General features: G+C 64.0%; 18 protein-coding genes. 8 read left to right on the top strand and 10 right to left on the bottom strand.

Translation table 11 applies throughout. The features are described 5' to 3' along the window. Nucleotides 1-44: 44 nt before the first annotated feature. The 4 genes from R2N16_RS14265 to R2N16_RS14250 all read right to left on the bottom strand — a co-directional run bounded on the left by R2N16_RS14265 (nucleotide 45) and on the right by R2N16_RS14250 (nucleotide 4,126). Entirely contained in the window at nucleotides 45-1,175 is a 1,131-nt protein-coding gene (locus R2N16_RS14265; protein WP_316666403.1) for a porin, read from the bottom strand. Nucleotides 1,176-1,438: 263 nt separating this feature from the next. Then, on the bottom strand, nucleotides 1,439-2,368 hold the full coding sequence (locus R2N16_RS14260) for an MBL fold metallo-hydrolase (RefSeq protein WP_316666402.1): 930 nt from the start codon (nucleotides 2,366-2,368) through the stop codon (nucleotides 1,439-1,441). A gap of 40 nt (nucleotides 2,369-2,408) precedes the next feature. Further along, on the bottom strand, nucleotides 2,409-3,356 hold the full coding sequence (locus R2N16_RS14255; protein ID WP_316666401.1) for a quinoprotein relay system zinc metallohydrolase 1: 948 nt from the start codon (nucleotides 3,354-3,356) through the stop codon (nucleotides 2,409-2,411). Continuing rightward, a complete protein-coding gene (locus R2N16_RS14250) occupies nucleotides 3,353-4,126 on the bottom strand; it encodes a quinoprotein dehydrogenase-associated SoxYZ-like carrier (RefSeq protein WP_316666400.1) in 774 nt (257 codons plus the stop codon). The genes R2N16_RS14255 and R2N16_RS14250 overlap by 4 nt, the downstream gene beginning before the upstream one ends. 286 nt (nucleotides 4,127-4,412) lie before the next feature. Between R2N16_RS14250 and exaC the strand changes: the two genes are divergently transcribed. The 6 genes from exaC (at nucleotide 4,413) to R2N16_RS14220 (ending at nucleotide 12,855) form a co-directional block, all read left to right on the top strand. Beyond that, entirely contained in the window at nucleotides 4,413-5,933 is a 1,521-nt protein-coding gene (exaC, locus tag R2N16_RS14245) for an acetaldehyde dehydrogenase ExaC (RefSeq protein ID WP_024972380.1), read from the top strand. Nucleotides 5,934-6,190: 257 nt separating this feature from the next. Next, nucleotides 6,191-8,812: a TonB-dependent receptor gene (locus tag R2N16_RS14240; RefSeq protein WP_316666399.1), complete on the top strand. Its 2,622-nt coding sequence runs from the start codon at nucleotides 6,191-6,193 to the stop codon at nucleotides 8,810-8,812. Nucleotides 8,813-8,834: 22 nt separating this feature from the next. Beyond that, nucleotides 8,835-9,917 (top strand): beta-propeller fold lactonase family protein, encoded by a 1,083-nt coding sequence (locus R2N16_RS14235; RefSeq protein WP_316666398.1) that lies wholly within the window; start codon nucleotides 8,835-8,837, stop codon nucleotides 9,915-9,917. Beyond that, nucleotides 9,904-10,479, top strand: coding sequence for a cytochrome b (locus tag R2N16_RS14230; protein ID WP_316666397.1), 576 nt, complete (start codon nucleotides 9,904-9,906; stop codon nucleotides 10,477-10,479). The genes R2N16_RS14235 and R2N16_RS14230 overlap by 14 nt, the downstream gene beginning before the upstream one ends. Nucleotides 10,480-10,696: 217 nt before the next feature. Beyond that, nucleotides 10,697-12,451 carry a PQQ-dependent methanol/ethanol family dehydrogenase gene (locus tag R2N16_RS14225; RefSeq protein WP_316666396.1) on the top strand — a complete coding sequence of 585 codons (1,755 nt, stop codon included), beginning with the start codon at nucleotides 10,697-10,699 and terminating at the stop codon, nucleotides 12,449-12,451. 71 nt (nucleotides 12,452-12,522) lie between these two features. Further along, nucleotides 12,523-12,855, top strand: coding sequence for a c-type cytochrome (locus R2N16_RS14220; protein ID WP_316666587.1), 333 nt, complete (start codon nucleotides 12,523-12,525; stop codon nucleotides 12,853-12,855). Nucleotides 12,856-12,932: 77 nt separating this feature from the next. Here R2N16_RS14220 and pqqE read toward each other — a convergent pair whose 3' ends face one another. The 5 genes from pqqE to pqqA form a co-directional block, all read right to left on the bottom strand. After that, nucleotides 12,933-14,135, bottom strand: coding sequence for a pyrroloquinoline quinone biosynthesis protein PqqE (pqqE, locus tag R2N16_RS14215; RefSeq protein WP_316666395.1), 1,203 nt, complete (start codon nucleotides 14,133-14,135; stop codon nucleotides 12,933-12,935). Continuing rightward, nucleotides 14,107-14,379, bottom strand: coding sequence for a pyrroloquinoline quinone biosynthesis peptide chaperone PqqD (gene pqqD, locus R2N16_RS14210; protein ID WP_316666394.1), 273 nt, complete (start codon nucleotides 14,377-14,379; stop codon nucleotides 14,107-14,109). Before pqqD ends, pqqE begins: the two co-directional genes overlap by 29 nt. Then, a complete protein-coding gene (gene pqqC / locus R2N16_RS14205) occupies nucleotides 14,360-15,070 on the bottom strand; it encodes a pyrroloquinoline-quinone synthase PqqC (protein ID WP_316666393.1) in 711 nt (236 codons plus the stop codon). The genes pqqD and pqqC overlap by 20 nt, the downstream gene beginning before the upstream one ends. Continuing rightward, complete coding sequence (gene pqqB, locus R2N16_RS14200; RefSeq protein ID WP_316666392.1) at nucleotides 15,067-15,984, bottom strand: pyrroloquinoline quinone biosynthesis protein PqqB; 918 nt, start codon at nucleotides 15,982-15,984, stop codon at nucleotides 15,067-15,069. Before pqqB ends, pqqC begins: the two co-directional genes overlap by 4 nt. Nucleotides 15,985-16,127: 143 nt before the next feature. After that, nucleotides 16,128-16,202, bottom strand: coding sequence for a pyrroloquinoline quinone precursor peptide PqqA (pqqA, locus tag R2N16_RS14195; RefSeq protein WP_009277446.1), 75 nt, complete (start codon nucleotides 16,200-16,202; stop codon nucleotides 16,128-16,130). 116 nt (nucleotides 16,203-16,318) lie between these two features. Between pqqA and R2N16_RS14190 the strand changes: the two genes are divergently transcribed. After that, complete coding sequence (locus R2N16_RS14190) at nucleotides 16,319-17,263, top strand: alpha/beta fold hydrolase (protein ID WP_316666586.1); 945 nt, start codon at nucleotides 16,319-16,321, stop codon at nucleotides 17,261-17,263. Here R2N16_RS14190 and R2N16_RS14185 read toward each other — a convergent pair. Then, nucleotides 17,249-19,261 (bottom strand): sigma-54-dependent Fis family transcriptional regulator, encoded by a 2,013-nt coding sequence (locus R2N16_RS14185; RefSeq protein WP_316666391.1) that lies wholly within the window; start codon nucleotides 19,259-19,261, stop codon nucleotides 17,249-17,251. The genes R2N16_RS14190 and R2N16_RS14185 overlap by 15 nt on opposite strands. Nucleotides 19,262-19,526: 265 nt before the next feature. Here R2N16_RS14185 and pedF point away from each other — a divergent pair, with 265 nt between their 5' ends. Further along, nucleotides 19,527-20,012 (top strand): cytochrome c-550 PedF, encoded by a 486-nt coding sequence (gene pedF, locus R2N16_RS14180; RefSeq protein WP_316666390.1) that lies wholly within the window; start codon nucleotides 19,527-19,529, stop codon nucleotides 20,010-20,012. Nucleotides 20,013-20,062 lie beyond the last annotated feature (50 nt).

Genomic DNA, 20,062 nt, shown 5'->3' with positions numbered 1-20,062 from the left:
AAAGCCCTCGGTGTTGGCCAAGGGCTTTTTTGCTCAAGTACCACTCAGAACGAATGCTTCAGCCCCACACCCGCCAGCACGGTCTTCGCACCCGGCGCCGTACCGCCTGCAACGATGGAGGTCTTGAGACTTTCCAGCGGATCGGCCGTACCCACTGCGCCCGCATTCACATACACGAGCTGCGCATACAGCGTGGTGCGTTTGGAGAATGCGTAGTCGTTGCTGAGCACGACTGACTTGGTAGTGCTGTCGTGCGCGCTGCTTTCGTACTTGCTGTAGTAGCCGGCCAGCGTGGCGGTATTGGCGGGGCTCCACTTGTAGTCGAGCCCTGCGCCAATCGATTTGACATCCGATACGCGTTGGCCACTCGGGGCGTTGTTGGTGACGCCGATGTAGTTCACCCTGCCCGCGAAGGCGCCGAAGGGTACGGCCACACCCGCGCTCCACAAGCGGCTGAGGGTCTCGCCCGTGCCGCTGTCCGCCGTCGATTGATAGCCAAGGCCGACCGTGACCGGGCCCGTGTACGTGGCACCCAGCGAGAGTTCGTTGCCGCGCTTGAAGCTGCCGGCGGTCTCTCCAAATGAATACGCGACGCCCAGCCACACAGGGCCGAAGTTGTTGGAGTACTGCACTGCATTGCCCACGAACACGCCCACGTCGTTGCCGGGGTTGGAACCGGCACCCATTGCGTTGCCCGGTGCGGGGAGTTGGTTGTAGGCCCAGCCGTACAGGTTCGAGAACTGCTCCTTGAAGCCGCGCGCTTCCGTGCCGATCGTGCCGAGCAGCGCTGGGCTGTACTGGCGCCCCAGCGTGATTGCCCCCCAGTTGCCGCTGAGGCCGACGTTCGCCTGCCGGCGGAACAGCTCCGAGCTGAAGCCGGGGCCGGTGGTGAGCGTGCCAGTGTCGCTGCTGAAATGCCCTTCGAGGTTGAAGTTGGCCTTCAGGCCGCTGCCCAGGTCCTCCGCTCCCTTGAGGCCCCAGATGCTTGGGCTGATGCCGCCCGAGTGCAGCTCGGTGATGCTGCCGCCGGCTGCGCTGCGGTTTTGATACTGGACTCCGGCATCGACGGTGCCGTAGATCGTGACCGACGATTGCCCGATGGCGCCACTCGCTGCGCAGCCAAGGGTGGCTGCAATGGCGGTCAGGACGCAGGGTCGAAGGCGTGTGTTCTGCATGTTGTCTCCGTATTGTCGTTGTGTGATGCGTCCAGTGAATTGGCTCGAACGCATGCGGTGTTGGCGCTGAACACGCGGGGGCGCACTCAACGTCGGCGGGACATTGCAATATGCGTACCACGACGTTCGCAGTGCATTGCACGGAGTTGCAGTCTGTTGATTAACGTTTGCGGACACCAGCGCGTGCGCCACCGATGTGGCGAGGCGAGACAGTCGATGCAACACATGTCCGCCGTCTGTTCAGCGATGGAGCAGCGGGGCGATCAGGCTGTCGGCGCGCTTTGCATCCAGCGATCTTCCAGCTCGCGCCATGCACGTCCGACGTTCAGCGCATGGCGAGGATGGAAGTTGCGCCAGTCGCGATAAGCGTCGCCAGGAACGTAGTCGAGCGCGCGGGCTGCGTCGCCGCCGGATTCAATGGCGTGCGTGATTGCGCTGTCGAGCATGTCGAGATAGGACAGCGTCGGGCGCAGCATCTGCGCCGGCGTGCCGATTGCGGTGCCGACGACGAGGTTGGTGGGCAGTTGCACCAGCGCATGAAGCGCTTGCTGCCACCCAACCAGCGAGCCGTCCTGCAGGTCTGGAATGCGCTGCCGATATGCCAGGCCACCCGCGTACAGCACCCCCCGCTGCGGCGCGTATAGCACCGTGTCGGATGCGCTGTGCGCAGCCGTGCAAACGTGGACTTGCCACGCTGTCTTGCCGGTGTGCAGCCAATCGCCATCGCGCAATGCGGGCTCGGGATAGACGATCTGCGTTTCATGCATGACGCGCGCACCCAGCATGGCGGTCAGCCTCGCCAGACAGGTTTCGCAACGCTGGCGCATCAGGTCGGCGGTGGCAGCCGAGGCTAGGAAGGCCGGACGCGGCTGCAGTTGCGCGAACGCTGCGTTGGCCAGCACATGCTCTGGGTGCGCGTGCGTGTTGACCACCCAGCGGATCGGCTCGACGGTGATGTGCCGGATGGCCGCGATCAGACGGTTGCCCCATCGTGCGTGCGGGCCGGGGTCCACCACGAGCACGCCGTTGCCGGTCGTGTGTACCAGCGTGGGCACGACTTCTCCGGCATTCGCGCGTGAGGCTTCTGCGTTGGCGGCGTGCGCAGCGTACAGGCCGTCCTGCAGGCGCAACAGCGTGACGCGTGCGGGTGCCGCAGACACCGTTGGGGCCGGGTTGATCAGGGTCGCGAGCATGATGCGCATCCAGCGTCGCCGGGCGGGGTCTGGCGCCATGTCAGGGCACCAGCGCGGCGTGCTCGTAGCGTGGATAGAAGCGGGTCACGTTGCGCACGTACTCCGCGGGCATTCCGCCCCACTGCGCGTAGGGTGCGTCCACCGGCATCGCAATCACCTCGGCCAGATCGCGTCCTTCTGCCGCCGCGCGGCGCATGCGCGCATCGAGCCACTGCAGGTACGCACGTGTCTGTGCGATGGCATCGGCCTTGCCGAGTGCGGGCCCATGGCTGGGGATCAACACGCGCGCGCCGCTGTCGGCAACGATCTTCTGCAACTGATCGAGACTGGCCAGCCAATGCGCAAGGTTGGCGTGCGGCGTCGTGGGAATCCGGTCGCGAAAGGCAATGCCGCCGGCGAAGACCACACCGCTGGTCCGGTCCACGACTACGAGATCGTCATCGGTATGCCCGTCGAGGCGGATGAGGTCGATGTGGTGATGCCCCATGGTGCGTGCGCCAGGCGTCAACGGCGCGCCGGGCGGTGTCGATACCGTGTTCTGCATCCACACGCCGCAGATGCGGTAGAGATTGTCGGCATAGGCCGCGCCCTCGCGTTGCGCACCGGCAATAGTGCCCGGCAGCGCCTGGGCACCGATATCCGCGTAGGCCTGGTTGCCGAAGAAGTAGTCGGGATGCAGGTTGAGGTTGAACACCCAGCGCACCGGCGCCGATGTGACCGTGCGGATGGCCTGGCGCTGCTGCGCGCCGTACAGCATCGACGGCCCCGTGTTGATGACGAGCACACCGTCGCCGGTATCGATGAAGCCGGTGTTGATGATGTTGCAGCCGTTGCGTGAAGAGAAATCCGCGTTGGCGCCTTCCAGCACCCAGACGTCGGGCGCAACCGCGTGCGGTACGAGGTGGTAGTCGGGGCCTTGCGCGCGTGCGATGGCGGTCAACACCGCAAGGCATACGAGAAGGCAGAACCGCTGGTGCTGTCGGCTCATCGTGTCACCTGTGCGCGGATGCGGTTGCCGTTGTTGTCGACGCCGGCCACGCTGATGCCGCCTTCAACAGGGCCGTCCAGATCGAACGAGAAGATCGGGTTCTCGGCCACGGGCTCGTACAGCGCCAGTTCAAGCATCGGCAGACGCCGGGCATCGAGCAGGTTGAGCTGCTCGATATGGAAAGACGGAATGCCCGCCACCAGGCCGGTGTCCATCGGGTGCATCACGCGCAGGCGGATGCGACTGCCCGCGCCGTTGAAGCCCGGAAACACGCGCGACTCCACCTGGTTCAGTGTGGTGCTCCACGTGGCGTCCTGGCGTGTGGCGCCCGGCAGCGTGCAGCCGCCGCCGGTGGCATCCACCTGCAACGTACCAACATGCCATACACCATCCTGCGTACGGGCCGCCACGCGCACGGCAGAGGCCTCCTGCAGCTTGAAGCGGAACGACAGCGCCGGGCGCACGTGCGTCGGCGCGAATTCCAGTACCTTGCGGATCGGGTTGCGATCGACCACGACGATGATGCGTTCCACCTTGCCGAGCGCCGACGCATCAAACGCAATCGGCACCTGCATCGGGTCTTCCGCAAACGCCGGCCCGGTGATCCTGATGCGGCTGTCGAACGTTGTTCGTGCCGCGCCAAATACCTCCTCACGAATCGTCGGCCAGAGCGGCGAGCCAGCAGGGTCGATGTTCGTATCGGCGCAGGCCGGCCAGGATAGGCACGCAACGGCCAGCGCGGCAGCAGCATGGAGTGGGGCCGTTCTCATCGTGTGCCTTGGCGGGTTCGGATGAAAGGCCGGCGTTGCGAAAGTCGTGCCATGCAAGTTGTGTGCGCGCAGGCGCGTCCATCCGGTGTTCAGGCGACGGGGCGTTGAGCTTTGCAACACCTGTTGTTCCATTCTGGAGCAGTTTCGCAGGCCGATTAGGCTGAACAGCCGATCCGAAGGGGATGCGCCATCCGCCACGAGGGATGGCCCGGGTTTTGCAGATGACGACCGGACACAGCGCAGACCACGACGCTGAGGTCATCACTCAAACATCAGGAGACAACCCATGCGTTACGCCCATCCCGGCACTCCCGGCGCCATCGTTTCGTTCAAGCCGCGCTACGGCAATTTCATCGGTGGCGAATTCGTATCGCCGGTCAAGGGCCAGTACTTCACGAACACCACCCCGGTGACGGGCGAGGTGATCGGCGAGTTCCCGCGCTCGACCGCTGAAGACATCGACCGCGCGCTCGACGCCGCGCATGCTGCCGCTGACGCCTGGGGCCGCACCTCGGTGCAGGACCGCTCGCTGATCCTGCTGAAGATCGCCGACCGCATCGAACAGAACCTCGAACTGCTGGCCGTAACCGAAACGTGGGACAACGGTAAGCCCGTGCGTGAAACGCTGAACGCCGACATCCCGCTGGCCGTAGACCACTTCCGCTACTTCGCCGGCTGCATTCGCGCGCAGGAGGGTTCCGCCGCCGAGATCAACGAGCACACCGTGGCGTATCACATCCACGAGCCGCTGGGCGTGGTCGGCCAGATCATCCCGTGGAATTTCCCGCTGCTGATGGCGGCATGGAAGCTGGCGCCTGCGCTGGCTGCCGGCAACTGCGTGGTGCTCAAGCCGGCCGAGCAGACGCCGCTGGGCATCTGCGTGCTGATGGAGCTGATTGGTGACCTGCTGCCGGCAGGCGTGCTCAACGTCGTGCACGGCTATGGCAAGGAAGCCGGCGAGGCACTGGCCACAAGCAAGCGCATCGCCAAGATTGCCTTCACGGGCTCGACGCCGGTGGGTTCGCACATCATGAAGTGCGCGGCCGAAAACATCATCCCGTCGACGGTGGAGCTGGGCGGCAAGTCGCCCAACATCTATTTCGAAGACATCATGCAGGCCGAGCCTAGCTTCATCGAGAAGGCCGCCGAAGGCCTGGTGCTGGGCTTCTTCAATCAGGGTGAAGTGTGCACGTGCCCGTCGCGAGCGCTGGTTCAGGAATCCATCTACAGCCGCTTCATGGATGCGGTGATGACCAAGGTGGCCGCCATCAAGCGCGGAGACCCGCTCGACACCGACACCATGGTCGGCGCGCAGGCTTCGGAGCAGCAGTTCTACAAGATCCGCAGCTACCTGGAGATCGCGCAGGAGGAAGGTGCCGAATGCCTGGTCGGCGGTGATGTTGAAGTGCTGCCCGGCAATCTGTCGAAGGGTTACTACATCAAGCCGACGCTGCTCAAGGGCGACAACAGCATGCGCGTGTTCCAGGAAGAGATCTTCGGCCCGGTGATTGCCGTGACGACCTTCAAGGACGAAGCGCAGGCCCTGCAGATCGCGAACGACACCGATTTCGGCCTGGGCGCCGGTCTGTGGACGCGCGACATCAACCGCGCCTACCGCGTTGGCCGTGCCATCAAGGCGGGGCGTGTGTGGACGAACTGCTACCACCTGTATCCGGCGCATGCGGCGTTTGGCGGCTACAAGAAGTCGGGCGTGGGCCGCGAGACCCACAAGATGATGCTCGACCACTATCAGCAGACCAAGAACCTGCTGGTGAGCTACGACACCAAGCCGCTGGGCTTCTTCTGATGGTGTAGCAGGACGGCTGGCGCATGGTCATCGACACCCGTGCGCCAGCCGCTGACCTGCGAGGCAAAGACCCCGCGGGCGAAAAAGAAGAGGAGACATGACCATGCGCCCACCATATGCACTGCCGCGACGCGCGCAGGTGTCCACCCCATTGCCGCTGATTTCCTGCCGGGATTAGGCATCGCCATGCCTGTTCCTTGGGATGCGCCATTGACGCACCCCGGCACGGCGAGCGAGAAACACCAGGGAGACACGTTGTGCATTTCAATATCAGTCCTTCGCGGAAGCGCGCCAGCTGTCTGCGCAACGCCACACCGTGTCTTGCCGGTGGAGCGGCTGCGCTTGCTGCCGCAGGGCTGTACGCGCCGGCGTTTGCCGAGGACCAGATCGTTGCGGTGGCGTTGCCCACCGCGCAGGTCGTCGCTTCCACCCCGATCGACAGCATTGGCGTGCCGCTGTCTCAGTTTCCTGCCAATGCGCAGCGCATCAGCGCAAAGGATGCCCGCGAGCAACGCAGTGCGAACCTGGCCGACCTGCTGAACGACAACCTTGGCCAGGTCAGCATCAGCAACGGGTCGGGCAATCCGTACCAGAGCGACATCAACTACCGCGGGTTTCAGGTGTCTTCGTTGCTGGGCGTGCCCATTGGGGTGTCGGTCTACTTTGATGGCGTGCGGATGAATGAGCCCTTCGGCTCCATCGTCAACTGGGATCTCATTCCCATGAACGCCATGTCCAGTGTCAACATCCTGCCGGGCTCCAACCCGATGTTCGGCCTCAACACCCTGGGCGGCGCGCTCGTCGTCAACACCAAGAACGGAAAGGACAATGCGGGCACGTCGGTCGAAGCCCTGGGCGGGTCGTTGGGCCGCCGCGCCCTGAGCTTCGAGACCGGCATCGTCGACAAGGCACACGGCACCGACTACTTCGTCGCCGGCAACTTCGATCGGCAGGACGGCTTTCGAGACCACTCGGGTTCCCAGGTCAAGCAACTGTATGGAAAGGCGCGGTGGCACGGCAACGACGGCGCGACCCAACTGGAGCTGTCGGCCGCACTCGCAGATACCTCGCTCAGTGGTACGCAGTCGCTGCCGATGGACATGATGGCCACCCGCAGCGCCGCCTATACGTGGCCCGACACGATCTCAAACCGGATGGCGCTGCTGAACCTGAAAGGCAGCCATTGGTTGAACGACACCAATCAACTGGCCGCCAGCGTCTACTACCGCAAGGCCAACCTGCACAACGTCAACAGTAACGCGCAGCTGGATGACGGTTGCTTGAACGACGACGGCTCGCTGGCAACGACCACCGCAGGTGGCGTCACCGCCTACAAATGCGCGAACAAGGCGCCGAACGGCACGGCAGTGAATGCCGTCACCGGTGCCAATGCGCTGGCACTGGGCTACGGCCGGTGGACCAACGCCATCAATACCAGTGTCGTCGATTCCGCCACGCATGAAGACACGGTGGGCTCGTCCCTGCAGTGGTCCAACTTCAGCCAGCTCGCGGGGCACAACAATACGTTCACGTTCGGGGGGACGTTCGACCATTCGCGCATTACGTATGACCAGACCACCTACCTGGCCCGGTTGATCAATTACCAGACGGTGGTGATCCCCAATCAGACGTACGGATTCACCGCGAATGGATTGGCGCCGTCGACATCGAATTCCGCTTCGTTTACGGGCAGCAACGTCATCGGCGCGGTTAACCTGTCGTCCTACGTCAACAACTTCAGCGCGTATTTCACCGATACGTTCAGCGTGACGGAAAAGCTGAGCGTGACGGCATCCGGCAGCTTCAACTACACCACGCTCAACCAGGGCGGCGCCAACAAGAAGCACCTGAACGAAGACGGCGGCTATTCCTGGACGGATGACGTATCCGGCGTGTCGTACTACAACCCCGACTACGCGAACGCCTATCGGTATTCGAACTCCGGATCGGGCGCCGCATCCGTCGCGAACGGCGTTCCGGCAGGGGCCGTGGCGGGGCCCGAAACCAACAGCCTGGCGGGCTCGCACCACTACCACCGGTTCAACCCGGCACTCGGGTTCAACTACGACCTAGGTGGCGGGCAGGGCATCTTCGGCAGCTATAGCGAATCGATGCGCGCACCGACATCGATCGAGTTGTCTTGCGCCGATCCGAACAGCCCGTGCTCGCTCCCCACGGGGTTCAACGGCGACCCTGACCTGAAAGCGGTGGTGGCCAAAACCATCGAGTTCGGCGGCCGTGGAAAGCTGGGCAAGTCCACCTACTGGAGCGCGTCTGTCTACGACGCGCGGCTCAGCAATGACATCCAGTTCATCGCCACTTCAAACACGTACGGCTACTTCGCCAACGTTGGCAAGACCGAACGGCGCGGCATTGAGCTGGGCGCAAGCACGAAGATCGACAAGTGGTCGTTGTCGGCCAACTTTGGCTATGTCGATGCGATCTACAAGTCGGCATTCACCACGGCCAGCGGGCAGAACGTGGTCAGCGGCAACAAGATCCCGGGTATCCCCGCGAAGACGCTCAAGCTCGGCGCGTCGTACGCCTTCAGCCCGAACCTGTCGATGGGCGGGAACGTGATCCTGGTCAGCAAGCAGATCGCCCACGGCAATGAAAACAATGCCGACCCGAACGGCGTGGTGGCCGGCTACGGCCTCGTCAATCTGAACCTGCACTACAAGCCGACAAAGAACCTCGAGATCTCGGCCTACATCAGCAACCTGTTCAACAAGCGCTATTCCACGTACGGCCTGTCGGGCGTGAGGAGCATCTACTCGCTGACGCAGCAGCAGTTCATGACACCCGCTCCGTCGCGCGCGATCTGGATTGGCCTGACGTATTCGTTTGGAGGCAAGGCCTCCGGCCCCGACAAGGATTGAGCCCACCGCAGAAGAGACGATCATGAATGCTTTGACCTACTACACCCGGATTGCCACGTTGATCTGCGTGGGTTTGGTAGCCACCCTCCAGGCGGTTGCCGAGGTGCCGGACCCCATCGCGTATGTCACGAACCAAGGCGGTGGCGTGACCGTGCTGAATGCACGCACGCTCAAGCAGATTGACGAGATTGCCGTGGGCAAGGACCCGCGCGGCCTTGCCGTCACCCCCGATGGCCGCTGGCTGCTGACGGCCAACCAGGGCAGCGCGGATGTGTCGGTGGTCGATACGGGTACGCGTAAAGAGGTCAAGCGCATCGCGGTCGGCAGGAATGTCGAATTCATGCGCATCGCGCCGGATGGCCGCCGGGCGTTCGTCACTTACGAACCTGCGTCGGAAGGCGGGCAGCCGGGCAAGAACGACCGCGCCGGAAAAGACGAGAAAGACGAGAAGGGCGAGAAAGATGAAGCGCCCGCCGAAGTCGCCATCATCGATCTCACGCAATGGGCCGTGGTCGGCCGCATCAAGGCCGCACGCGAGACCGAAGCCATCGAGTTTTCATCGGACGGCAAGTTGCTGCTGGTGGCCAACGAGGGTGACAACACGGTCGGCGTCTACGACCTGTCCACGCTCAAGCAGATCCGGCTGGTGGATGTCGCGCCGTTCGGCAATCGGCCGCGCGGCATCAAGATATTTCCCGACGGAAAAGTTTATGCGGTGACGCTGGAGAATTCGAACAACCTATTGCTGCTGGATGCCGGGTTCAAGCCGATCAAGACCGTGCCGACCGGGCAGGGGCCGTACGGCATCGCGTTCGACCGCGAGGGCCGGTACCTCTGGGTGGCAGCCAGCCGCGCAAATCAACTGCAGGTGTTTGATGCACACACCCTTGCGCCGGTGGCCGCCATTCCGGTCGGCAAGCGTTGCTGGCATTTCAGCTTCACGCCCGGCGAACAGAAGCTGCTGCTGGCCTGCGGCCGCTCGAACAGTGTGCAGGTGATCGACGCGCAGAAGCGCGAGGTCGTCGATACGCTCCGGGGCTACAAGCTGCCCTGGGGCGTCGTGACCTATCCAACCTCGGTGGGCAGCCTCGATGCGCCGCGCTGATCGAATCCTCCGCGCACCCGCGTCGACCTATGCGGGCCTGCCCATCGCATTGCATTGGGTGAGCGCCTTGCTGCTATGCGGCCTGTTTGCGCTGGGCTACTACATGACCGGTCTGGCCAAGGGAGCGCCCGGAAAGGCTGCCTGGGTGAACCTGCATAAATCGCTCGGCCTGACAGCGGCGTTGGTGATTGCGTGGCGCGTGGTTGTGCGTGTCCGCCAAGCTGCGCCACCGTCGATCCCGGGGCTGCATTGCTGGGAGACAGAGCTGGCGCGCGTCACCCACCGGCTGCTCTACATGTGCATGGTCGTTATGCCGCTGTCGGGCTACCTCGGGTCTTCGTTCAATCAATACGGAACGCGCTTCTGGGGCGTTCCGCTGCCGCGCTGGGGTTGGGTCGACAACGCACTGCAGCACATGTTCTACACGGTGCACGGCACGACGGCCGATCTGCTGCTCTGCCTGGTTGCGCTGCACGTTGCCGGGGTGATCAAGCACCAGTGGTTCGATGCACAGCGGTGCGTACAGCGCATGTTGCCGGGCCGGCGCACGCGCGCGCTCTGAGCCGGCGCGATATTCGCTCGGGCTGCGTCCAATGCGTTGCTCCATTTCGCAACAGAACAAACGATGTGTTCCGGTATGGCACGCAAGATGGCGCCGGAACGCTCTTGAAACCGCGATTTCTCGGTGTTTTTTGATGGCACGGGATTTGCCCTGAGTCCGACCGGTGTGACATCACACTGCCGGACCCGGACCATAAAGAGAGGTAGAGGAGATAAGAATGAGGACACTACGAGTGATTGCATTTGCGGCTGCCATGGCGGCTGCAAGTGTTGCCGTGCACGCTGCAACGCCCCCCGTTACCGATGCCATGATCGAGAACGACGCGAAATCGTCGAACGACGTGCTGACCTGGGGCATGGGTACGCAAGGGCAGCGCTTCTCGTCGCTCACCAAGATCAACACGAAGAATGTCAGCCAGCTCGTGCCGGCATGGTCGTTCTCGTTTGGCGGTGAGAAGCAGCGCGGGCAGGAGGCCCAGCCGCTGATCTACAACGGCAAGATGTTCGTCACGGCGTCGTACTCGCGCATCTACGCGATCGACCTGAAGACCGGCAAGAAGCTGTGGAAGTACGAGCAGCGTCTGCCCGAAGGCATCATGCCCTGCTGCGACGTCGTCAACCGCGGCGCTGCGCTGTACGACAACTTGGTCATCTTCTCCACGCTCGATGCGCAACTGATCGCACTCAATCAGGACACCGGCAAGATCGTCTGGAAAGACAAGATCGAAGACTACGCCGCCGGCTACTCCACGACCGCCGCACCGCTGATCGTGAAGGGCATGGTGCTGACTGGCGTGTCTGGCGGCGAGTTTGGCGTGGTGGGCCGTGTGGAAGCGCGCGATGCCAAGACCGGCCAGCTGATCTGGTCCCGCCCGACGGTCGAAGGCCACATGGGCTACAAGTACGACAAGGACGGCAACAAGACCGAGAACGGCATGACGGGCACGCTCAACGCCAGTTGGCCCGGCGAGACCTGGAAGACCGGTGGCGCATCGACGTGGCTGGGCGGCACCTATGACGCGCAGACCAACCTGGTCTACTTCGGCACTGGCAACCCGGGGCCGTGGAACAGCCACCTGCGCAAGGGCGACAACCTGTATTCGTCGTCGACGCTGGCCATCGATCCGGACACCGGTAAGATCGTCTGGCACTACCAGAACACCCCGAACGACGGCTGGGATTTCGACGGCGTGAACGAGTTCGTGACGTTCGACATGGACGGCAAGCGCGTCGGCGGCAAGGCTGACCGCAACGGCTTCTTCTACGTGAACGACGCGAAGACCGGCAAGCTGCTCAACGCGTTCCCGTTCGTGAAGGTCAACTGGGCCACCAGCATTGATCTCAAGACCGGCCGCCCGAACTACACAGCGGACCACCGTCCAGGCGATCCGGCCCAGGCCACGGGTGAAGACAAGAAGGGCAAGGCGGTGTTTGCCGAGCCGGGCTTCCTGGGCGGCAAGAACCAGATGCCGATGGCATACAGCCCGCAAACCGGCCTGTTCTACGTGCCCGCCAACGAGTGGGGCATGGACATCTGGAACGAGCCCGTCAGCTACAAGAAGGGTGCGGCCTATCTGGGTGCAGGCTTCACCATCAAGCCGCTCAATGAGGATTACATCGGCGCACTGCGCGCGATCAACCCGAAGACCGGCAAGATCGAATGGCAGATCAAGAACAACGCGCCGCTGTGGGGTGGTGTGATGACGACTGCCGGCGGCCTGGTGTTCTGGGGCACGCCCGAGGGCTATCTGAAGGCAGCCGATGCCAAGACCGGCAAGGAGCTGTGGGAATTCCAGACCGGCAGCGGCATCGTCGCGCCGCCGGTCACCTGGGAAGACAACGGTGAGCAGTTCGTGGCCGTGGTGTCGGGCTGGGGTGGTGCAGTGCCGCTGTGGGGCGGTGAAGTGGCCAAGCGCGTGAACTTCCTGGAGCAGGGCGGTTCGGTTTGGGTGTTCAAACTGCACAGGAACTGACCTGCGTGGTTGAGTGCTGTGCGCCCTTTGCGGCGCGCAGCCTCTTGTACAGCTTCATGGAGTTTCAGATCGTGATCATGCGCAATGGAGTGTTCTCGCTGCTGGCCGTCGCGTCCGCAGCAATCGGGGCGGCGCCCGCCCACGCCACGCCCGACATGCAGGCCCTGGCCGAGAAGAGCGGCTGCTTCTCGTGCCACAGCATGCATGCCAAGATCGTCGGGCCGGCCTTCGCCGATGTGGCCGCCAAGTACAAGGGCGATGCAGACGCGGCGGCCAAGCTGGCACAGAAGGTGCGCGATGGCGGCAAGGGTGCGTGGGGCCGCATTCCGATGCCTGCGCATCCCAACCTCAAGGAAGACGAAGCGAAGCAACTGGTGGCCTGGGTGTTGAGTTCAGGCTCCTGAGCTTCCGCGTCGCTCGCAAGGGAAGAGGGCCGGCATTGTCCGGCCCTCTTTCAATGACGGTGTTCTATGACTGCGTTCTATGGCCGCGTGAGCCAGCGCGAATTGGCATCGGTCCGGAACACGATGGGCACTTCACCGGTGCGGGTGTCGCGCATCTGCCCGAACCCGTTCATCGCAGCCATCCGACCTTGTAGCACCACCTTCTGCAGCGCGCCGTGATCTGCCGATTTTCCACAAACCGGGTCCGTGCGCGTCGCATCGCCCGTTAACAGATACGCCTGACAGCGGCAGCCGCCCGCATCTTCCTCGCGCGACTCGCATGACTGGCACGGTTCCGGCATCCAATGTGTGCCGCGAAAGCGTTGAAAGGCGTCGCTGCTTCGCCAGATGTCGCGCAGCGGCTGGCTGAGCACGTTGGGCAGCTCCAGCCCCGGGAGCATGCGTGCAGAGTGGCAGGGCAGCGCAACGCCATCCGGCGCAATGCCGAGGAATGTGGTGCCCCAGCCGTTCATGCACTTCTTCGGGCGTTGCTCGAAGTAGTCGGGCACGACGTAAAGCAATTGGCATCGGTTGCCGATGCGCTTGCGGTAGTCGTTCACCACGGCCTCAGCGTCGCGCAGTTGCTCCAGGGTCGGCATCAGCGCCTGGCGGTTCTCCCATGCCCAGCCGTAGTACTGCGTGTTAGCGAGTTCCAGGTATTCGGCACCGATCTCCAGCGCCATGTCGATGATGGCTCCCACGTGCGGCAGGTTGTGCCGGTGCATCACGCAGTTCATCACCATCGGATACCCGTGGGCCTTGATCAGATCCGCCACCCGGCGTTTCAGGTCAAAGGTGCGCGTGCTCGAGAGAAAGTCATTCAGCTCACGCGTGGAATCCTGGAACGACAATTGGATATGGTCGAGCCCCGCAGCGCGCAACGCCCCAAGGCGCGCATCGGTCAGGCCCACCCCCGATGTGACGAGGTTCACGTAGAACCCGAGCCCATGGGCATGCGCGACCAGCGTTTCGAGATCCTTGCGCAACAGCGGCTCGCCGCCCGACAGGCCGAGCTGCACCGCGCCCAGCGCCCGCGCCTGGGTGAACACATCGCACCACTGCTCTGTAGTGAGTTCCAGATCGTGCCGTGTGTAGTCGACCGGGTTGGAGCAGAAAGCGCAATGCAGCGGGCAGCGATAGGTCAGCTCGGCCAGCAGCCAGAGCGGCGGGCCGGGTATCGGCGCGGCCGCCGGCAGTTGCAGCGATTCGGCTTCAAACGAGCCAGCCGCGTTCAAATGCATGTTTGACAAAGGCGTGGACCTCCGGAGCGATGCCCTGCACGCCAAAGGCAGATTGCAGGTCGTCGATCAGCATGTCGAGGGTATGGGCACCGTCGCAGCGCTGCAGGATTGCGGCGGCGCTGTCATTGAGCGTGACCATGCCCTCGGGGTACAGCAGCACCCAGCTCTGCTGCATGTCTTCCCATTGCAGCCGGAAGGTCCGGTGCAGCATGGGGTGGGCGGGATCAGGCAAGGGCGGGGTCATGGGCGTGGGCCTGTTGGATGGCATCGAGCATCGACCAGAGGATGTCGAGCTTGAACTGCAGGATGTCCAGCGCACGCTGTTGCTGCTCGGGCGTGCGGAAGTAGTCGAGCGTCACGCGCAGGCCGTGCTCGACGTCGCGCGAGGCCAGGGGAATGCGCGAGCGGAAGTACGCCAGCCCCTCCGGCTGCACCCACGGATAGTGCTCGGGCCAGCCGGCCAGCCGTTCCTTGTGAATGTCCGGCGCGAACATCTCCGTGAGCGAGGAGCACACCGCTTCCTGCCACGGCGCGCGGCGCGCGAAGTTCACATACGCATCCACCGCAAAGCGCACGCCCGGCAGCAGATGCCGGTGAGACCACAGTGCGTCGCGCGTCAGGCCCACGGCTTCGCCCAGCCGCACCCAGCTCTCGATGCCGCCGGGCTGCGCTTCGTTGCCGTCGTGGTCGTGGATGCGGACGATCCACTCGCGGCGCGTTGCGCGGTTAGGGCAGTTGGACAGGATGGCCGCATCCTTGAGCGGGATGTTGACCTGGTAATAGAAGCGGTTCGCAACCCATGTGCGGATCTCTTCCGGCGTGCATTCACCGGCGCGCATGCGCAGGTTGAACGGATGATGGATGTGATAGCCCGCCTGCTTCGCGCGCAGCCGTGCTTCAAAGTCTTCGGCAGTCCAGGCAACAGGGTGTGTCATAGCGAAATTTCCATGCCGTCGTAAGCCACCTCGATGCCGTGCGCCTCCAACTCCCGCCGCTGCGGCGAGTCTTCATCGAGGATCGGGTTGGTGTTGTTGATGTGGATGAGCACCTTGCGCGTTGCCGGCAACTGGTCGAGCACTTCCATCATGCCGCCCGGGCCGGATTGCGCGAGGTGGCCCATGTCGGCTGCCGTCTTGGTGGAGAAACCAAGGGTGAGCATCTCGTCGTTGCGCCAGCAGGTGCCGTCCACCAGCACCACGTCTGCCGCGCCCATTTCGTCGAACACATGCGGTTCGACGCGAGCGAGACCGGGTGCGTAGAACGCCCGCCGGCCGCTCCTTCGGTCGACGATGCGCAAGCCGATGTTGTCGCCCACGCGGCGCGCGTTGCGGCTGGGTGAGTAGGGCGGCGCCTTGCTCTCCAGCGGGATCGCCGTCAACGCCAAATCGTCGAGCGGAGGTACCGAGAACGCTGTGCCGTCCAGTGCCAGCGCGCGCGTGTCGAGCCCGCAGTAGTGCGACAGGATGCGCGTGAGCGGGAAGGCGGTGGACAGATCGCTAATGACTGCCGCGCTGGCATAGACAGGCAGTGCTTGCCGGTGCTCGCGCAGCATCAGCAGGCCGGTCACGTGATCGATCTGCGCATCCATCAGCACAACGCCCACGATGCCCGTATCACGCGGCGTGCGCGCCGGTTGCAGCGCCGGCGAGTTGCGCAGCTGCGCGAGGATGTCTGGCGAGGCATTCACCACGATCCAGTTGCATTGGCCATCGCCCAGCGCGATGGAAGACTGCGTGCGCGGGGTGGCGCGCACCGTGCCGCGCCGCACGCCGTCGCAGTTGCGGCAGTTGCAGTTCCACTGTGGAAAACCGCCGCCGGCAGCCGAGCCGAGAACCCTGAGTATCGTCATGATGCGAATCCAATGTGTCGGGCGGATTGAGCAAGAAGTCGGCCAGGAGATGGCAAGAAGGCAGGCGAGCCTCGAGGCAAAAGAAAAGCCCGCCGTGAAGAACCGGCGGGCTTGCCAAGCCTTGCGTGCTCAGCCGCGCAACATCAGCGGTTGGCGATGTACATGGTGATCTCGAACCCGAGTCGCAGTTCGGTGTAGGCGGGCGTCGTCCAGTTCATGTCTCCTCCTTGAGGGTTGGCATAGTTAGTGAGTGCACTGCGGTGTTCTGCGGCTGACGCAGGCGTGTGCCGAACGCAGCCGCACCGTCATCAAGGCAACATCCATGCCTATTTCCATTTCCATTTCCGACTGGCCAGCCACGTCCGCCCGCTTCAATCTGCGCACGCCCGATGGCCACTGCCTGCATGTGTGCCAATGCGGGCCTGACAGCGGCGAACCGTGGGTGGTGCTGCACGGCGGCCCGGGCAGCGGGTGCGCGCCTTCGATGGCCGCGTGGTTCGATCCGCTGCGGCATCGCGCTGTGCTGCCAGACCAGCGCGGCGCCGGGCGCTCGCGCCCGGCCGGTACGCTACGGCGCAATACGGTGACGGCGCTGCTGGCCGATCTTGAGCAACTGCGCGTCGTGCTCGGCATTGAGCGCTGGGGCGTGGTCGGCGGATCATGGGGCGCGGCGCTGGCGCTGGCCTACGCCGATCGCTTTCCCGATGCCATATCGGCGCTGGTGCTGCGCGGCACCTTCCTGACGGGTTTCGACGATGTGCAGGCGCTGTTCAACGCGCGCGGTGCCGGTCGTGATCTCTTGCGAGGCATTGATCGGCGAGGCGAGGGTTTTCCCGCGGCCCGTGGTCGCCTTCTCATTGCAACAGACATGTTGCAGCTTGGTACAACTGTTCAGAAATTGAGCATTGCCCGGGCGTGGCAGCGTGCGGAGCATCGGTTGTTGGGGCTGCGGCCGCAGGCGCGACGCCCATCCCGGCAACAGCACGTGGCCCTGGTGCGCAAGTACCGGTTACAGGCGCACTACCTCTATCGGCGGGCGGGACTCGGGAAATCCGCGTTGTTGCGCGCGGCTGCGCGTATCGGCGCCAGGGGATTACCCGTGACGCTGCTGCATGGGCGGGAAGACAACGTTTGCCGACCCGGGAATGCGCTGCGCTTGTCTGCAGCGATACCGCATGCGCGGTTGGTGTGGGTGCCGGGCGGGCACCTGGCGGTGGGGGAGATGGCGAAAGCGCTGGGCACCGCCATCCGTGCGTCAGCGTGGTCAGTCGGTGTCTGAGGGCAAGCCGCCGGCCTCGTCGATCCTGCGGTAGATCGTGTTGCGTGAAATGCCGAGCGCCTTCGCAGCGGCGGAGATGTTGCCGTTGTGGGCCTTCACAGCCGCCATGATGGTCATGCTCTCCACATCGGCAAGGCGCTTGGGGTGGGTGCCGCCCACGTTTTGGGTGACAGGCGGTGCAGCCGCTGCCGTTGCATTGTCCGCAGCCGGCTGGCCGCCATGGCGCGCCTGCCAGTCTTCAAGAAAATCGTCGGGCAGATGGTCTTCGGTGATTTCCGGAGCGCCTTCGGCCATCAGCCGGGCAGTGCGCAGCAGATTGCCGAGCTGGCGGATGTTGCCGGGCCAATGGTAGCTGCGGAACATCTGCATCACAGCTTCGCTGATGGGGGGCGCGTCGGCCTGTTCGAGCTTCAGCAGCTTGTTGGCCACCACGTCGAGGTCGCTGCGCTCGCGCAACGCCGGCAGGCGCACGACCAGGCCGTTGAGGCGGTAATACAGATCTTCGCGGAACTGCCCGCTGGCCACCATTTCTCGCATGTTGCGGTGCGTCGCGCACACGACCGTCACATCCACCTGGATCAGCTTGTTGCTGCCCAGGGGCGAGACCGCCCGCTCTTGCAGCGCGCGCAGCAGGCGGGCCTGCAGGTGCAGCGGCATGTCGCCGATCTCGTCGAGGAAGAGCGTGCCGCCGTTAGCCAGCACCATCTTGCCGATGCCGCCTTTCTTGCGCGCGCCGGTAAAGGCGCCTTCTTCGTAGCCGAACAGTTCAGACTCAATGAGCGCTTCCGGAATCGATGCGCAATTCACGGCGATGAAGGGGCCGGCGTGGCGCGGGCTGTCGGCATGGATGGCACGCGCGAGCAGCTCCTTGCCGGTGCCGGTTTCGCCCAGGACCATGACAGGGATGTCCTTGCCGATGACCTTGCGCAGCTTGCCGATCACAGTCTGGATCTGCGCGTCGCCAGTATCCAACGCCTCCAGGCTTGCCGGCTGCCGGGAGGGCTCGATGTAGGCCCGGCGCGGTGCCGTGTCGCGCTCGGCCGAGAGATCGGTGCCCATCGCGCCGCCCACCATGCGGTTGGCCGGCCGCTTCCATTCGACGCGCGCAAACACCTTCACGCCGCTGGGCAACTGCAACTGCATGATGCCTGCTGCGGCGCTGCGCTCACGGTCGATCAACTGCGACATCGACAGCCCGAACAGCGACGAAAAAGTATGCGCATGCAGCGCGCGGATCGACAGCCCGAGCTGGAATTCACCACTGCGGTTGGCCGACAGGAAGCGCCCCGCCGGCGTAAAGGCCGCAATGCCCTCGACCAGCGTGCCGATGAATTCCGGGCGCGAGTGGAAGTGGATGCACACCACGTCCTGGAACGTGTTGGCAAACAATTGGTTCTCGATCATTTGCGCCGACATGCGCACCAGCGCCATGGTGTGCTTGTGAAAGCCGCGATGGTCGCCCGTCACATCGAGCGCACCCACCGTGGCGCCGTACGGATCGAAGATCGGCGCACACGAACAGGTGAGGAACTGGTTGGCCTGCAGGTAGTGCTCGGAGCCGTGAACCAGCGTCGGTTTGCCGTCGGCCAGCGCTGTGCCGATGGCGTTGGTGCCCCGGCTCGCTTCCGACCACAGCGCACCGGGCTGAAGGGCCACCTTGCTGGCCTGAGCCAGGAAGTCGTCATCCCCCAGCGAATGCAGGATCAGGCCCGACGTGTCGGTCAGGATCACCATGCTCTGCGTGTTGACGATCTGGCTGTAGAGCGTCTCCATCACGGGCAGCGCGTGCGTGAACAGCGACTGACTGCGCTCGATCTCGGTCTTCAGCTCGTTATGCAGCACCGGGCAGAAGTCGGGTGACTCATAAGGCCGCAAGCCATAAGACTTGGATCGCTCGTGGGACTGCGCGATCAGTTCGGGCTGATCGTTCGGGGCGTCGCCGAGTGTGGCTGGGGCGATCTCGGAAGCGCGCGGGTCGGCTGCCGCGTGAGGGGTCATGGTGTGTCTCCTTAAACCTCGCCCGCAATCTGTGTGCGGGTCGCCCGGATCGCCTCATTTAACTCGGGTGCGAACCGGAAGTGTTGCGCCATGAAGCAAGACCCTTGCCAGGGTGTTGCATTCCTGAGCACCTGTGCCAACCGGCGCATCGAATATCCGGAGCGCTTGGCGGATGTTGGCCGGGTTTGCCGGCAGGTTTGCGCCTTGGTATGGCTCTTGCAGAAATGCCTCCAAAAATCGTTTCAACGACACCAAGGAGACACTCTTGAAAACGCCTCGCAACTTGCTCGCGCTGCTCTCTGTCTGCGCACTTCTGGCCGGGGGATTGCCCGCAGCCGCATCCGCTCACGGCGATGTCACGCCACAGGCCGTAGACACGCACACCTTACCGCAACTCGGGGCCGATTGGCGTCAGGACAATCCATACCGGACGAGCCCCGCACACGACGAAGCCCTGCGTATCGGCTCCTCGGCGTTCAACCAGAACTGCGCGCGCTGCCATGGGCTGGAGGCTATCTCCGGTGGGATCGCGCCCGACCTGCGCAAGCTCGACACCGACTGCATGTCGCTGGCCGACGCCAAGAAGAAGGAGGCCTGCTACGGCGAGGTGTCGCAGTACTTCACCGCCACGGTCCGCCACGGCCGCACCCGCGACGGCCGTGTCTACATGCCGCCGTTTGACGGTGTGCTGAGCCAGGAAGCGGTCTGGTCGATCAAGACGTATCTGGAATCGCGCCGCGTACAGGAGTAGTAGGTCGGCCTGCCCCTGTTGGCAGCTTTGCGAGCCGATGCTGTCCCTGC

It is taken from the genome of Ralstonia psammae, from assembly GCF_958405935.1.
In the GTDB taxonomy this organism is placed as follows: domain Bacteria; phylum Pseudomonadota; class Gammaproteobacteria; order Burkholderiales; family Burkholderiaceae; genus Ralstonia; species Ralstonia psammae.
The sequence above is the reverse complement of the archived record's forward strand: the minus strand, read 5'-3'. Positions and strand labels throughout refer to the sequence as shown.